Raw genomic sequence first — 17,462 nt, 5'->3', positions numbered from 1 at the left:
ATGATTTATTCTTATTTCCCTATTAAGGAATAAGCTAATGTATCGTGCTTTTTTTAATGGTAAACAACTATATTCGGCTTTAACAACTCTACGCCGATGATCAATACCTGCACTACCGTTTTTAAAAATATTTGTTATACGCTATTTCTTTGTTTATTGATGGGTGGAGTACATGCCCAGGTTAAAGAGCAGGGTATTATACCGCAACCTTATCGTATTCAAAAAACTGGTGATGTATTCAGATTCTCGCCAAATGTAGCGATAGGTGTTGGGGATGGCATCAGCACAGATAACCTCATTTTTTTTAACCAATATTTTCGTTCTTTAGCTGGATATACCTTAAAAAATGGCAAAAATACGGGTGCGCTTCAATTGCGTATTGACTCTGTAGCAGTTACGCAAGCGGAGGGTTATAAATTATCCGTAACCTCAAAACAGATCAGTATTATCGGGCACGATCAGGCTGGCGTATTCTATGGCTTGCAATCACTCCTTCAATTACTTCATAAATCAAATGGGAAAATAACCGTGCAGGGCTGCACTATCGAAGATCATCCGCGATTTGCCTACCGGGGAATGCACCTGGATGTGAGCAGACATTTTTTTAAGGTAGATGCTATCAAAAAATGGATTGATCTGCTGGCTTTGTACAAGATCAATACTTTTCACTGGCACCTCACCGATGATCAAGGATGGCGCATCGAGATTAAAAAGTACCCTTTGCTGCAAAGCATTTCTGCTTATCGCGATGAAACCATCATTGGTCATAAAAAGGATAGTCCGCACCGCTTTGACGGTAAACGTTATGGCGGTTATTATACCCAGGAGGAAGTAAAAGCAGTAGTTGCCTACGCCACGCAAAGGCATATCACTATTATTCCCGAAATTGAAATGCCCGGCCACGCGCTGGCGGCATTGTCTGCCTATCCCGAACTGGGATGTACCGGCGGCCCCTACAAAGCGGCTACCTACTGGGGTATTTTTGACGATGTATATTGTGCCGGCAACGAGCAAACTTTTACCTTTTTGCAAAATGTGCTGGATGAAGTACTGCCGCTATTTCCTTCCAGATACATCCACATCGGTGGGGATGAATGCCCTAAAACCAAATGGAAAACCTGCCCTAAATGCCAGCAACGCATCAAGGATGAGCATTTGAAGGATGAGCACGAGTTGCAAAGCTATTTTATCGGCAGGATGGAAAAATACCTGAACAGCAAAGGACGGCAGATCATCGGCTGGGATGAGATCCTGGAAGGCGGCCTGGCACCCGGTGCCACCGTAATGAGCTGGACAGGCGAGGAGGGCGGCATTGCTGCGGCCAAGCTGCATCACAATGCCATCATGACGCCAGAAAAATATGTTTACCTGGATTATTATCAATCCTTATACCCCAGCGAACCTTTAGCTGGCGGAGGGTACACCCCTTTAAGTAAAGTTTATAATTACGAGCCCATCACCAAAGAGTTAAGCGACGATGAGGCTAAATACATCAAAGGCGTACAAGCCAATGCCTGGAGTGAATACCTGGCCAGCACTGCACAGGCCGAGCACCAGATATTTCCGCGGATACTGGCTTTATCCGAAATTGGATGGACAACGAAAGGAAATAAAAGCTATTCCAACTTTTTAAAACGCCTGCGTTACGAACATCCTCTGCTTAAACAGCTCAATATCAATGCTGCTGATACTTTTGATGAAATTACCGATAGCGTAACAGAATCGGCAGATTATCAGGTACAACTTGCGCTGAGCAGTACTTTGCCCAACGCTCAGATCTATTATACCACCAATGGTACCACCCCCGGCTTAAAAAGTAAAAAATACAACAAGCCTTTTATTGTTACCACATCCGGACAAATAAAGGCGGCGGTGTTCAGCGGTGCTAAACAAATTGGCCGGGTTTACCAGAAAGATTTTTACTTGGATAAGGCCATCGGTAAAACCGTAACGCTTACCAATCAACCGCAGGGAGGGTATAATCCCGGCAATACGTTTGGCCTGGTGAATGGCGTTTTTGGCAGTAAACTGTACAACGACGGGCAATGGTACGGTTTTAACGGCGATGATCTGGAAGCAGTGGTTGATCTGGGGAAAGTTCAGCCGGTATCACAATTGGGTATCAATATCTTAAAATATCACTGGCAAAAAATGTGGGAACCCACGCTGCTTACCTTTGAAACATCAACAGATGGTAAAAACTATACCGAAGTATATCGTCAAACTACTTTTAATGATAACGGAATCAATGCCGTAAGGGCCAATATAAAAGCCACGCAAGCCCGGTACATCCGGGTAAAAGGCACCAACAAAGGTATTATCCCACCCGGCGAATACATTGCCGGCGCCAAGGCCTGGCTGATGGTGGATGAACTGATAGTGAAGTAGATGTATGAATCAGAATTAACTTCGTTGAGGGCTTCGCCGTTTACAGAATTTTAGAATTTTCAGAATCTACATAAGCATTTTGTTAATTCTAAAATTCTGTAAATTCTGATTCAGACAGTCATCCATATTTTTTTTCCTAATTTTATACCAAACACTAATGCGTGCGTTATGTTGAAATAATATACTGTTTGATATGCAATTATTTTACACAGAAAGCACCGCGAGGACAATTACTCCATGAGCAAAGTATTTACAATAACCGAGGGCTTGGAAAATATGGGTGCTTTACGAACGGGCGGCCAGGGCTCAGTTTACAAAGGCAGACGTTACGGCCCTATCATTACCGCTGTAAAGCTGTTACCAACCCCCATCCATACCGAAAGTACCGACGATAAGAATTTTCGTAATTTTCAAAACGAGGTTGAAAAATTAAAAAAGGTAAACGAAGAACCTAATCCCAACGTAGTTAAGATCCTGAATTCGGGCATTACAGAAAGCGGTTCGTTCCCGTTTATTGAAATGGAATTTATTGATGGCCCCGATCTGGAGGATCTGCTGAAACCACCGCACGAACCCATCTTCACCATCAAAGAGATCATTAAACTGGCAGATCAATTGGCCAACGCACTGTCGCACTGTCATAAAGTTTCGGTAAAGCATGGCGATATCAAGAGCAATAATGTCAAGTTCAATATCCACACGGGCAATTATGTGTTGTTGGATTTTGGTCTTTCGGCTATGTCTGATGATCAGCGTCGTACCAGTATCCGTCATGCCGGGGCTATAGAATTTATGGCGCCCGAACAAAATGAGGGCCTGATGTATTTTCAGACCGATGTGTACAGCTACGGCGTTATTTTGTATGAGTTGATAGCAGGCCAGGTGCCGTTCCCACTACGTGACAATGGCGAAACCGCGCGTAACGCCGTGATGCTGGCCCATATGGAATCGCCGGTGCCCGATGTGATGGAGCTGCGCAAAAACAATCTGCCCGAAAGCTGGGCCGATCAGAAAAAAGAGCATGAAATGCTGGTACCGGCCTGGTTGCTGCAAATAGTGGCCAAATGCCTTAAAAAAGACCCGGACGATAGGTTTGCCGATGGTATTGAACTACAGGAAACCCTGATGCACAGTAGTATATCGGCAGTAAGCAATAACCAGGTTGATGACAGCTGGAACTCATCGGTATTGCTTAAAGAGAACGAGCGTTTGCAAGGTTTGCTTTTATATTACCAGGAAGCCGAAAATAATAAAGCGCTTCAGCCCGTGGTAACAGATGGGGCTGAAAGACCTGTGGACGACGGCAAACAGGTACGCATGTCGAAACCAATTTTTGTGTTTTTTATGCTGATGCTTTGTGGGTTTACCGTGTTTTCGGCAGTGGTGCTAAGCAAATATGGCGACAGGATCTATCATGGCGTTTATAACCGTTTGTTTAAATCATCAAAAAAGCCTGTAGACTCTACTAAAAATGTTGTCCTTCCTCAAAAAAAGGAGCAAGAAAAGCCACAGCAGGATACCACCCCAACCAATGATGAATCGGGTATACCACCCGAAGTTGATTCACAAACCGATTCGATATTGAAAGGCATGAAATACAAAAAGACAAATACGCAGGAACCCCAATTTTATCGCGACAGCGCCAAAACCAAGGATACCTCTAATTTGAATTTTTGATGGTGGTGAGTGGTGAGTAAAAATACCCGGCAAGTTAGGATTTAGAGATTAGGGATTAGAAATTAGGATTTAGAATTTAACATAAAGAATGGAATCAAAATCAACATTCTGGCAAAAGATAGGGCTGCAGGATTGGTTTTTACCAAACGGCAAACCAGCCAATGCCGAAGCCGCGACTATAAAAGCACTTACTCCCGATGATGTTTATTTGTACATTATCGAAAAATTTAAAGAATCTATCGGTCAGCTTTCCTTTGCCGATAGAGTGGTATTTTACCATGAGTTTATCATCAGTTTTAACGAGGAAGACTACCAGGAGTTTATCAATAACCGCTCCGGTCTTTTCGGTATCATCGTTAACGAATCGGTAAAAAAATTCTATGAGTTGTTGCGTGAATACCAGGAAGTTGGCAAAAAGGTAGAGCCGTCCAGCTCCAAATGGGTATTCCGGTTGGTTTCGCACCCAGATTATGCCAAAGGCGATAAAGGATTTATTGGTAAACTTTTACCAGGTAGCGATAAAAAGGAAGAGAATCTGCGGGTAACTTTCATCCCCCGCCATACTGGCGTAGCCCAAACCTTGGATATCAGCAACGATATCCTCAAAGGCTTCACCTATTACAGCGAAGGGTATTACGAACTGCCTTACGCCTACGATCTGAACCATAAGGAAAAGGAACTTGACCGGCCCGGTGATAAGATATTGGCGCGCCTGGATACCATTATGCCCGACAAACAGTTTGTGGGCCGTAAGGTAGAGTACCTGGTGATGGATGATGACATTGTGGTATCAGGCAATGACGAATCCCGTGAAGAGCGTGCCATATTCAAAGTACCCAGCGATTGGGTGAACACCCCGCACCTGCGCATCAGGCTCAACAAGGCTGATGGTAAATTTTACCTGGCCTCCTTTGGCGAGCTTACGTTAATTAATGAACAGGAAGTGCCCCGCAGCGACGTGAACGTGCCGCAATGGGTTGATCTTCCTTTCAATTCCAAAATATTGCTCAACGGCATCGTCGGCATTAACTTATTTAAACCCGAAGTATAATGTCGCAAATATTATCATTCGGGCTCTTGGCAATAGGCGTTTTATTATTAATAGCCCATTTTATCGACATCAAAAATTCCAGTAAAAACCATGGCAAATAATTTTTTCGGAATAACAGATATTGGCCGGCAACGGGATAATAATGAGGATACTTTTATTGCCCAAAGGTCCGGTGATGGCAATTTTATTATCGCCTGTGTAATTGATGGCGTAGGTGGCTATGTAGGTGGTGAGGTAGCCGCCGATATAGCCCGAGATTGTATCCTGGAGCAGCTGGCCTATATTGCTGGCGATGTAGTGCCGTTATTGGTAAATACCATTGTAATAGCCAACCAAAAAATATACGATAAAAAACGGACGGATAAGCAACTGGAGAGCATGGCTTGTGTGCTTACCCTGGCCGTGATCGATTTACAGAACAACCAGTTTTATTATGCCCACGTAGGTGATACCCGTTTGTATCTGCTGCGCGATCATACCCTCATCAAAATATCTAAAGATCACTCTTTTGTAGGTTTCCTGGAAGATTCCGGGCGGCTGACTGAAGAGGCGGCCATGGATCACCCTAAACGCAATGAAATTAATAAAGCCCTTGGTTTTAACCCCGAGATCTCCAAAGATCCGGATTTTGTGGAGACCGGACACTCGCCTTTTCTTCCCGGCGATACCCTGCTGGTTTGCAGCGATGGTTTGACTGATCTGGTTGATAAAAACCTCATTACCGGCATTCTGACCAACAATAATGCAATTGAAGAAAAAGGCAAAAAGCTCATAGATGCCGCCAACAGTAAGGGCGGAAAAGATAATGTGACGGTAGTGCTTGTTCAAAATGACAAGGCACCAAGGCAACATAACGCTACCCGTCCGGCTGCAACCGCGAAGGTTACAGACGAGATCGTCGATCCGCTGGCGCAGCCAAAACTACCCGACGGCCCGGCAACTGTACCAGTCAGGAGAAAAAGCAACCGGGGCAGTATGATCATGCTTTTCATATTGCTGGCCCTGGCAGTAGCAGGTTTCTTATGGCAATATTGGCTTAATTACCAGCTGAAGCAAACTACTGTAAAAGTGCCGCTCGTTCCCGTTAAAGTTAAAAACGCCCAGGAAATTAAACTGCAGGATACTATTAACAAGCTCAAAGGAAAAACGCTGGTATTATCCGCTGCTGATTATCCCCAACCGATTGTTTTAACCGACAGCCTGCATATTGATGGCGACAGCTTGTACATCAAAGCAAAAGGAACCATCCTTTTTAAACGCGACTCTCTATACCATGGGCCAGCGCTTACATTGGCGGCTACCTGTAAGTTCATCGTGTTGGATAGCGTAGCTTTTGAAGGTTTTAAAACAGCTATTACTACACACAATGATGCCCTGGTATTAAAGCATGTGGTATTTAATAACTGTGTAACGCCGGTACAAACATCCTACAGTTTCCCGGCCAGCAAACAGGTTTCGGGCAGGTTGTTTGGAGGCATGTTTAAAATAGACAGTTTGGTAAGAGGCAAGAGTCAAGAATCAGGAATCAAGACAAAATAATAGTATGATAAAGGACTTTCTTTACACATTTAAAGCCCAAAGGGTTTTTAGAAATATGCTTATATCTGATCAATTAATAATTATTTATTCCGGTTCCAAAATGTCAACTCTTGATTCTTGGTTCTTGACTCTTGATTCTAACAATGGATAAGAGCAGGGGAATGGAGCGGCTGTTTTTATTGCTGACGGGTATTATGCTCGTCGCCCTTTTTGGCAAGCTTTATTTTGTGTTGCAACAAAAGTTTGTGGATGTAGATAAACGGCTTCAGGATGGTACTATCGTAAACCTCAATACACCAAATACCGCCCGTAATGTGGCCGCCCTGCTGCAAAAAGGGTACTATTTTGACGACCCCAAAGATGTTGATTATATCAGATCAACCATCGCTTCCAAAGTAAATATTGGTGAGGAAATTGATAACGCAGGCGAGCTGAACAAACGCCGTTACTATGTAAATGCCGATGATGCTTTTGCCAATGGTGGCGAATCCTTCAAGAAAAGGGTACTGGTATCCCGTTCCTTACTGGGTTATACCGGCGATGATTCCGTTAGGTTTACGCAGGAGCGTATTCATCCCCCGCAATTACCGGCACAAACAGATCTGGGTTTGGGCGAATACAGCATATCAGGAAATATCCACCACAAAGAACAAGCTATTGGCGGTGTACTGGTGAGGCTAAATATGATATTGCCGCAGGATAGTATCTATACTGATGAAGAAACCATAGCCAGGGGAGCCACCGCGCAGACGTCGGCCGCTTATAAAAAAGTTTATGTGATCAATGCGGATAAAAAACGCCAGCTGCAATCATTAACCGCCTTTGCTCGCACCGATGCCGAAGGTCATTATGCGTTTAAAAACCTGCCTACCGGTAAAGCCTTTGAAGTACTGCCATTACAGCCCGGTTTTGAATTCGGCCGCTCGCAGGGTGTAGTGGAATTGGATAAGGATAAAACGCTTAATTTCAGCCAGGCACCGCATACCATAAAACTATTATCCACCCGCGATTTTAATATCCTGAAAAAGGAAGGTGCTTTCATTGTTCGTACCCACGAGGAGTTTAATGAATGGTACTGGATCATAGTAGGTAGCTTTCTTGCTGGTTTCCTGATCATACACCTGTTGCTCAGCAGCCGTTACCCCCAGGCCGATCAGTTGATATTGCCGTTGGTGATGTTGCTCACGGGCATTTCCATTCTCACGCTGTTGAGTTTACAAGACCCTCTTCGCGACCGTTTTTTAGCTAAGGACACTTTAATCTATTTGGGTATCGGCGTTGGTGGTATCTGCATCATGCAATTCTTCAACCTGCGCCGTTTCAATGCCGATTCTACTTTATACAGACTATTGTTTTTTAAAGGAGCACGCAGCGCGGCCAATGGCTGGCCATGGGCTTTGGTAGCGATGGTCCTGTTATTTGGTACTATCTTATTTGGCACCGGGCCCGAAGGCAGCGGGGTGAAAGTGAATCTGTTAGGGGTACAGCCCAGCGAGATCGTAAAATACCTGATCATGATATTCCTGGCGGGCTTTTTTGCTGCTAATGAAAAATTCATCAGTCAGTATGCTAGTTGGGGTAAACGCTGGTCGTTTTTCTCTTTTGCGCTTATCGCTACGGTGATCACTTTATTGCTGTTTTTAGTACTGGGCGATCTGGGGCCGGCTATGGTGATTTGTTTTACCTTTATTATTCTGTTCTCCTTTTCGCGAGGCGATTTTATGCACATGGCCGCCTATGTGATCCTGTTTGTACTGGCCACCTGGCTTTTTGAAAATGTCTGGATCAGCGCGGCCATCACTTTTGGCGTATGGGGTATCGTGGCATTTTTAAAACCCCGCTTGCTCAGCGAATCGGCATTTATGGCATTGATTGTGATCACCGCGTTTTTAACCATTGATAAAATACCCGGGCTGGATAAATTGATCCCCGGTCCGGTTGAGCGGTTAGTAGAGCGTAAAGCCATCTGGCAGGATCCCTGGAACAACGAAGTATATGGCGGCGATCAGGTTGCTAACGGACTTTGGGCCATGGCCAGTGGTGGCTTAAGCGGCACAGGCGTGGGTCAGGGTTTTGCCAAAACTATCCCTGAGGCGCATACTGATATGATTCTGCCATCCATCGGCGAGGAATTTGGCTGGGCAGGTATGGCAGCCATCTTTATACTGTTCTTGCTTTATCTGCATCGCTCCATTATCATCGGGCGGCAAACGGGTACGCCGCTGTTATTTTACCTTAGCGCGGGTATTGGCGTTTGTAGCTTTGTACAATTTATCCTTATAGCCGGGGGATCGATAGGGGCGCTGCCTTTATCTGGTGTGTCCCTGCCCTTTGAAAGTTATGGTGGTTCATCACTGGTGATCAATATGGTGGCGGCAGGTTTTTTGTTGTCCGTATCTTCAGTAAAAGGTACGCAGGTGCAAATGAGTTTTATTACCAAACAGCAGGACAAAAACCTGGTGCCCGCTTTGGCTGCAGCTTTAGCCGCGGTAGTATTGCTTACGGTAAATGTATCGCGCTATAGCGCCGATAACAAACACTGGGTGGTAAAACCCGCTTTGGTGGCCGATAAAAGCGGCTTACGAATGTTTAGCTATAACCCGCGTATCGCTATATTGATGAATAAGCTGCAGGCGGGCTCATTGTTGGATCGTAACGGACTGATCCTGGCTACCAGCAAACCCGAGCTGATAGAAAAGCAAAAACAAAAACTGGCCGATGCCGGGATCGCTCATTATGATCTGGATTCGGCTATGCATAAGCGTTTGGAGCGGTATTATCCTTTTGAGGAAAATATGTTTTTCTGGACGGGCGACGAAAACACCGGCGTATTTAACGGCAGCACCAACGGCTATTTTGCCGAATATGAACATGCTGCCGAGCTGCGCGGCTTTAAAATGCCCATTACCAGTTACAATGTCAAAGCATCCCGCTACCAGGAAGACCGCTTTCTGCCTCGTGGTATGAAGGAAATGACGGTTAGCAAACGCGATTACAGTGCGTTGGCCCCATTATTATTGGCCGACATTAACGGTCCGGAGATAGCCGCCTTTAAAAACAAGAACCGGGATGTACAATTGACGGTAGATGCTGAGCTACAAACAGGTATACAACAGGCCATAGCTGCCGATACCTCGTTGCAGGATAACCGGGTTTCTGTAGTAGTAATGGAAGCTGGTACAGGCGATGTGCTAACTTCTGCGGTGTATCCATTGCCGCCTGTACATAACTGGGATCAGCTGACGATGTCGCAGGGTGATCAGAATAAACTGGCTACCTGGATGACCACTACCGATCTGGGTTTTACCTATGCTTCGCAACCGGGATCAACGGCCAAAGTGCTCACGGCCATGTCGGCATTTAACAAGTTGGGTATTGATGCGGCCAATGTGGTGTACCATGTAAGTACCGAAGAACGTATTCGGACAAAAGGAATCGAGCCCGATGAAACCGGCATGATTACTATGGCCAGGGCCATTGCCAAATCAAACAACGTATATTTTATCAAGCTGGCCAATCAGCAGCACCTGGAAGAATATATGGGTAACCTGTATATGAAAACCGGTATGTTTTTGCATGGCGTAGGCGGTTATTATTATAATAAGCCACCCGAAAATGATGAGCAGGAAGAAAAATGGCGTAACCTGTGGCGCAAAACCGAATTTAATACCAAACCGCGTTACGATCCTAACAATATCCATAAAACCAGGGCCAAAGGTATCTCGGGTATGGCCTGGGGACAGGGTGAATTGATCGCTACACCGGCGGCAGTTGCCCGACTCATATCGGGCGTAGCCAATGACGGCGTGCTGCATCCCAATCGCTTTGTGCTCAAGGTCAACGATACGGCAATAGCGGTAAAGCCAGCCTTTAAACTGGCAGAAAAGCCCGAATATGCCGCTTTGCTGAAACAATACATGATAGCACAAAGTGCACCAAAAGTACCTATATTGCATATAGCCGTAGCCGGCAAAAGCGGTACGCCCGAGCGTATTGTAAAAAATAAAAGCGTGAACGATGGCTGGTATGTATTTTTCGCACCCGAAGCCAAAGGTACCGGCAATATGGTGGTGTGTATCCGTATCGAATCAACCCGGGGCTCATCAGACGCGGTGCGGTTGGCTGGTAATCACATCATCCCGCTGTTATTGAAAAAGGGTTATATGAAAAGTTTTGCTCCTGAAAAAGTGGTGGTTCCTGAACAAGTAAAACAGGCTCCTGATGAAATAAATTTCCCGGGAGACACAACGCAGCAATAAGGGAGCAAGAATTTTTGGAAAAGCTTTCTCTTAAGAGGCTTTTTAAGTTTGATTGTTTTTAAATGTAGAGACGCATCATTGCGTCTCCCGAATACATATTAAAATAATTAAACGTTTTTTAGGCGGCTCATCTTGAGAGAGACGCAATTATGTAAGAATGTTTTAAATCAAAATTTAAACGGGTTCTTAGAATTTAGAGTTTAGTTTTTAGAGTTTTAGAATTTTACCAAAATGGCATTTAAATTATTCAGAAATAAGGGTGAGAAACGCGACTGGGATGTAAAAAGTTTGCGCGATGCCCTTTTGCGTTTTATCAAAGAGTCTTTACAAAAAGTAGAAGGTGGAGAAGGCGGTCACATCAAGGAGCTGTTGCTTTATATAGCGGCAAGTCCGGAAGATAAGCACTTGTATGAAGGCGCTGTTTATGTACACGATAAAGATAAGTTCAGAAACGAAGTACAAAAAATAGCCGATGATTACGCGCTTGACCTGCCACCTGACTGGACAATTGAGGTGGAATTTGTGGATGAACTGCCATCAGAAGCAAGCCCGATCCCCGATCTGGACGCGGCTTTCCTGATGCACACCCGCCGGCAGGTAATGCACAATGCCTCATCGGCGGTAGCCTACATCCGGATATTGAACGGAGAAGCCGAGCAGGGAGAGTACGTGATCAAAGCTACGGACGATAAAATAAACATCGGTCGCGATAAAAAAGCGGTAACCGATAACGGATCGTTTCGGCTAAATAAACTGGTTTTCCCGGCCGAAAGCAAAGATGAAAGTAATAGATTTATCAGCAGGCAGCATGCCCATATCGAGTGGAATAAGGACTCGGAATGCTTTATGATATTTGCCGATGAAGGCGGCGTACCTCCCCGCAACAAAACCAAAATTCACATTGCTGCCGACGGCAAAATGATCAAGCTGAACTCCACCCAGATCGGTCACCCCATGAGCGAAGGCGACCAGGTGATCCTGGGCGAATCGGCGGTGTTTCTGTTTAGTACGAAGGCTGAGGGGTAATTATAACTCTGGTTTCTCCCCGCGTCATTGCGAGGAGGAACGACGTGGCAATCCCCTACTTACAGAGCGGCTCTACAAATCGGGGATTGCCACGCTGCGCTCGCAATGACGCGTGGGTTATCCCTTACTCCCAAAATCCCCAAGCCCCTTCATTTCTTATCCTACATCAAGTGTAAACCCTATTTTACGCGGTAACTTTGAATCATGAATTAAAACAATTATTAATTTTTGATCACGAAAGGAAGATAATGGAAAATACAATAAACGGCATTCACCACATAACTGCTATTGCAGGCAACGCCAAAAAGAACTATGATTTTTATACCCGTGTTTTGGGTTTAAGGTTGGTTAAAAAAACGGTGAACTTTGATGATCCGCAAACCTATCACCTGTATTATGGCGATAAGTTTGGTACACCTGGAACCATCCTTACTTTTTTCCCATGGGAAGGCATTACCGCGGGTAGAAGAGGCGCACGTCAGGCAACTGAAATTGGCTACAGCGTACCCGAAGGTAGTTTGGATTTTTGGTTGAAAAGATTGGATGCTAACAACGTACTATATAACAAACCGGCCGAAAAATTTGGCGAGCAATATCTCACTTTATTGGATCCGGACGGCTTAAAACTGGAGCTCATAGTACCTAAAACTGCCGATAACAGGCTGCCCTGGGAAACAGCAGAAGTGAAAACAGAAAATGCTACCCGTGGTTTTCACAACATTACCATCACTACCAATAAAATGGATGCTACCGCTAAAATATTAACTGATGTTTTTGGTTATAAATTACTGGAGCAGCATGTGAACCGCTTTAGGTTTGTGACCGACGCGGTAGATAACGCGGCGATAGTTGACCTGGTTGAAGTAGCCGGAGAAGTTGCAGGACATGTTGCAGGAGGCTCCGTGCACCACGTGGCATTCCGGGTTAAAAACGAGGAGATATTGATGCAATACCGCGAAAAGATAGCCGCACTGGGTTTACACATAACCGATAAGATCGACAGGAATTATTTTTACTCATTGTATTTCCGCGAACCGGGTGGTGTATTGTTCGAGCTGGCTACCGATAACCCTGGTTTTTCGGTTGATGAACCGGTAGACCAATTGGGCAGCGGTTTAAAACTACCTGCACAGTATGAGAACATTCGCGAGGATCTGGAAAAATCGTTACCTTCATTAATATAAAATTATGTACACGCATCGTAAACAGATAGTTACAGCGGGATTGCCTGCAGGTGAGGCCAAAAAGGCCATGATCATGGTGCATGGGCGCGGTGCATCGGCAGTGAGCATCCTCACCTTAAAAGATCACCTGCAACTGGATGGTTATGCCATTTTTGCGCCGCAGGCTACCGAACATAGCTGGTACCCCTATAGCTTTATGGCGCCGGTGAGTAATAATCAGCCTGCATTGGATTCGGCACTGGAGGTGATAAGCAGTTTGGTGGAGGATATTAAACAGCAGGGTATAGCACAGGAAAATATCTATTTCCTCGGTTTTTCGCAGGGGGCGTGTTTAACGCTGGAGTATGTATCCCGTAATGCCGGTAAATATGGTGGTGTAATAGCTTTCACCGGTGGATTGATAGGTGAAAAGTTGATCGATGAAAACTATAAAGGCGATTTTGATCAAACCACCGTATTGATCACCACCGGCGATCCTGATCCTCATGTACCCGTAAGTCGGGTGAATGAGACGGTGAGCCTTCTTGAAAAGCTTAATGCCAATGTTACCAAAGAGATCTATAAGGGCCGGCAGCATACCATCTCTGGTGCAGAACTTGATCTGGCTAATAAGCTACTGGAGTAAATAATTTAGATGAGAATAATCAAAGGAGGTGCTGAAAAGTACCTCTTTTTTGTTTATAAATAATACTGAAAACCCCTTTGTACAGCAAATAGCTTTGCTTGTTATGTAATATAGTTTAAGTTAAGCTTAAATTTATTTCAATTTAATACAACCAATTCCTATATATTTTGTTGGTCTTATAACTGTTTGTTATACAGGTTATTTGCAGACTGACCGCTCAAATTAATCTTTATTGTGAAGTATTTGCAGTTTATCATTTCATATGATGAGCTCTAAAAACAGTATTGTATCACTATCAAAACCAAACCAAACCGAAATATAAAACTATGGACAAACATCAACAAAATCACCATCACGACAACTTAACAGTCGTTTACAAAAAGTGAAGTAGGTAACACTTTTTGATGCAGATGAGCCAAACCGGCTCGACAGAATTTCATTAACAGAAACATTAACCAAACACAACCAAGGTATGCAATTAAACTTTACGAGTAGGGTATTATATGCGCCCCGGACAACAACCTCCAAGCTATTTTTAGTTTTAAAACTAACGGGTTTATTAATCATCATGGGCTGTTTACAGCTTAGGGCCAAAAATTTCATAGGGGATTCTTCAGAACCCATAACCATAACAGGTCAGGTAAAGGATGCACAAGGGCAGCCATTGCCGGGTGTTAACGTGAAGATAAAGGGAACAAGCATTGGCGCCACTACCAGTGTCGACGGTAAATTTAGCTTACAGGCTGATGATAACGCCGTGCTGGTGTTCAGCTTTGTAGGTTTCAGAACTAAAGAAGAGCCTGTAAATAAACGTACCGCTATTGATATAGTGCTGGAAGAAGATAAAACCCAGCTGCATGAAGTAGTGGTAGTAGGCTACGGTAACCAGGAACGAAAAGATGTAACAGGAGCGGTAGGGACGGTTAAAATGAGTAATATCAAAGAGATCAAAGCTGCCAGTGCCGATCTGAAACTGGCCGGGCAGCTGGCCGGTGTAACTGTGAACCAGGTAACCGGTACTCCGGGTGGTGGCGTATCCGTTAATATCCGGGGCGCGGGTTCGGTAGGTGCGGGTGATGATCCGCTGTATGTGGTGGATGGCTTCCCGATCTCGCCGGGCTTTGATCAGTATTCCAATCCGCTGAGTACCATTAACCCCGATGATATCGAGAACATCAGCGTACTAAAAGACGCGGCTTCAACAGCCATATACGGTTCGCGCGGTGCGAATGGCGTTATCCTGATCACCACTAAGAGGGCTAAGAAGGGCGAATCAACAGTTACGGTAAATACATCTACCGGCATCCAGACCGTATTGCCTAAAAGCAAACTTAAAATGATGACGGCTTCTCAATTCGCGCAATGGCGTACAGAAGCGATAGAAGATGCCAACAAGGCCAATGGTACTAATAATCCGATACCGGATGAATATAAAAATCCGGCATCGCTGGGCAAAGGTACCGATTGGTTTGATGCGGTTACCCGTGTAGCGCCCATGCAAAATTATGATGTTACCATAGCTAATGGTACCGAAAAAGCACGGTCGCTGTTTTCATTGGGCTATTTTGATCAGCGGGGTACGGTATTGAATACCGGATTTAAAAGATACTCCTTAAAGGGAGTTATAGATGCCGATGTGGCCAAAAACGTAACCGTTGGCTTAAGCATCGCGCCTACCTATAGCCTTAGGGATCTGCAGGAAACAGATGGGCACTTCCTTTCAGCCGTTTTGAGTCAGGCTTACCTGGAAAGTCCGCTTATTCCGGTAAAACAACCCGATGGCTCCTATACCAATGTGGTAGGTTCGCCGGGTACCTTCCAGAACGCCAACCCGGTAAGTGAGCTGGTGAATACTACCAATAAACGTAACGAATTCAGAGGGCTTGCCAATACCTATGCAGAGTGGCGGATCATCCCGGGTTTAACCCTGAGGTCGACTTTTGGTGTTGATTATCAAACCAAATCACAGGATTATTTCCGGCCATCGTTCCTGGGAGCCTTCAATAACCATAATGTCGATGGAACTCAGGCAAAAGCTATTGCATCCTCTACCTCGGTAAACTCTTTTAACTGGCTAAATGAAAACTCCATTAATTATAAAAAAACATGGGGCAATCATACATTAACCGCATTTGGCGATTACTCTATCCAACAGGAAACAGATCACAACCGCTTTGTTTTTGGTACCGATTTTCCGGATGATGTAGTTCGGTCGATCAGAGCTGCTACTACCATTACCGCCCCGCCGGATAATAATACCGATCAATCGTGGCGCCTGTTATCATTGATAGCCCGTGTAAACTATGCCTATAAGGATAAGTACTTGTTAAGTGCGTCTATCCGGCGCGACGGTTCGAGCCGGTTTGCCCAAGGACATCAATGGGGTACGTTTCCATCCGTATCCGGAGGCTGGCGTGTCTCTGATGAATCATTTTTTCCCAAAACAGGGTTTATTGATCAATTGAAATTTACGGCCAGTTATGGCCTTGCCGGTAATAACAATGTAGGTAACTATGATTTTTTCCCTCCGATTGAATCCACTAATTATACGTTTGGAGGGTCGCTGGCTCCAGGAAAATCTATAACATCTCTTGGAAATCAACAGCTTGGATGGGAAACCACGCGCCAGCTGGATATTGGCATGGATATCTCCCTTATCAAAGGCCGTATTTATTTAATAGCCGAATATTATAACCGTTACACACAACGCATGCTGCAATATATTCCGCTGCCTATAGCTTCCGGTTATGATAATGCCCTAACCAATGTGGGTAACGTGCGCAACCGGGGCTGGGAGTTTACTTTAACCACTAAAAATATCATCGGCAGCGGATTTAACTGGAGCACCGATATGAATATATCCTTTAACCGTAACAAGGTATTGAGCCTGGGCCCAACCCAGCAGATATATGATGCTCCGCCCAATGATAATCCAACTAATATAACTAAGGTTGGCTTGCCGCTCGGACAATTTTACGGATACATTTTTGAAGGCATTTTCCAAAACCAGGCAGAGCTGGATAAATATCCGCATTTTGACGGACAAGCAGTAGGCACCATCCGCTACAAGGATGTAAATGGCGACGGAGTGATTGACGGTAAGGATCAAACCACTATCGGTAATCCCTGGCCAAAATTTACTTTCGGTTTTAACAATCACCTGTCATACAGAAATTTTGATATGAACATTATTTCGGCCGGTTCAGTGGGCGGGCACATATTTGATGTATACAAGCAGTTCACCACCAACCTGGATGGCGTATTTAATGTAGAGCAATCTGTTATGCAACGCTGGCGATCCGAACAGCAGCCGGGTGCAGGGCTTTTGCCAACCACGGTTGTTAATACAGATCTGGCCCGTGATAAATACCCTTCCTATTGGGTCGAGAGCAACTCTTACCTCATGGTTAAGAATATCGATCTGGGGTACAATTTCAAGACTAAGTTCAGCAAAAATTTCAGGGTTTATTTCAGCGCGCAGAATGCTATCCTGATAACCGGTTACAGAGGCGGTAGCCCCGAAGTAGGCATTGAAGGGCAGGATGGTAACAGGTCACTTTCGCCAAATGTGAATTTTACAGGTTACCCAATCTCTGCTGTATATACCATAGGTTGTAATGTAACCTTTTAGTGAGGAATAAGGATTCTTGGAGCAAAGAGTAAGGATCTGTAAGCCAATGAACTAATGAACCGATAAACGGATAAACAAATAA

9 protein-coding genes are annotated in these 17,462 nt (G+C 44.8%); all 9 read left to right on the top strand.

Annotation, left to right across the window (positions count from 1 at the left end; all coding sequences use genetic code 11):
• Nucleotides 1-96 precede the first annotated feature (96 nt).
• Complete coding sequence (locus ACTJKG_RS10585) at nt 97-2,388, top strand: glycoside hydrolase family 20 protein (RefSeq protein WP_440739178.1); 2,292 nt, start codon at nt 97-99, stop codon at nt 2,386-2,388.
• A gap of 237 nt (nt 2,389-2,625) precedes the next feature.
• A complete protein-coding gene (locus ACTJKG_RS10580; protein ID WP_440739177.1) occupies nt 2,626-4,065 on the top strand; it encodes a serine/threonine protein kinase in 1,440 nt (479 codons plus the stop codon).
• Nucleotides 4,066-4,153: 88 nt separating this feature from the next.
• The gene (locus tag ACTJKG_RS10575; RefSeq protein ID WP_440739176.1) at nt 4,154-5,116 is read left to right on the top strand and encodes a hypothetical protein; all 963 of its coding nucleotides are present in this window, start codon (nt 4,154-4,156) and stop codon (nt 5,114-5,116) included.
• Between the two features lie 90 nt (nt 5,117-5,206).
• Nucleotides 5,207-6,655, top strand: coding sequence for a PP2C family protein-serine/threonine phosphatase (locus ACTJKG_RS10570; protein ID WP_440739175.1), 1,449 nt, complete (start codon nt 5,207-5,209; stop codon nt 6,653-6,655).
• Between the two features lie 143 nt (nt 6,656-6,798).
• On the top strand, nt 6,799-10,914 hold the full coding sequence (locus tag ACTJKG_RS10565) for an FtsW/RodA/SpoVE family cell cycle protein (RefSeq protein ID WP_440739174.1): 4,116 nt from the start codon (nt 6,799-6,801) through the stop codon (nt 10,912-10,914).
• Between the two features lie 231 nt (nt 10,915-11,145).
• A complete protein-coding gene (locus ACTJKG_RS10560) occupies nt 11,146-11,940 on the top strand; it encodes an FHA domain-containing protein (protein WP_172334607.1) in 795 nt (264 codons plus the stop codon).
• Between the two features lie 248 nt (nt 11,941-12,188).
• Nucleotides 12,189-13,124: a ring-cleaving dioxygenase gene (locus ACTJKG_RS10555; protein ID WP_172334606.1), complete on the top strand. Its 936-nt coding sequence runs from the start codon at nt 12,189-12,191 to the stop codon at nt 13,122-13,124.
• Between the two features lie 4 nt (nt 13,125-13,128).
• Entirely contained in the window at nt 13,129-13,749 is a 621-nt protein-coding gene (locus tag ACTJKG_RS10550) for an alpha/beta hydrolase (RefSeq protein WP_440739173.1), read from the top strand.
• Nucleotides 13,750-14,317: 568 nt separating this feature from the next.
• Nucleotides 14,318-17,380 carry a SusC/RagA family TonB-linked outer membrane protein gene (locus ACTJKG_RS10545; protein ID WP_440739172.1) on the top strand — a complete coding sequence of 1,021 codons (3,063 nt, stop codon included), beginning with the start codon at nt 14,318-14,320 and terminating at the stop codon, nt 17,378-17,380.
• Nucleotides 17,381-17,462: the final 82 nt, after the last annotated feature.

Source organism: Mucilaginibacter sp. 22184, from assembly GCF_052045695.1.
In the GTDB taxonomy this organism is placed as follows: Bacteria; Bacteroidota; Bacteroidia; order Sphingobacteriales; family Sphingobacteriaceae; genus Mucilaginibacter.
Note: the sequence above shows the minus strand (reverse complement) of the source record. Positions and strands in the feature narration are given on the sequence as shown.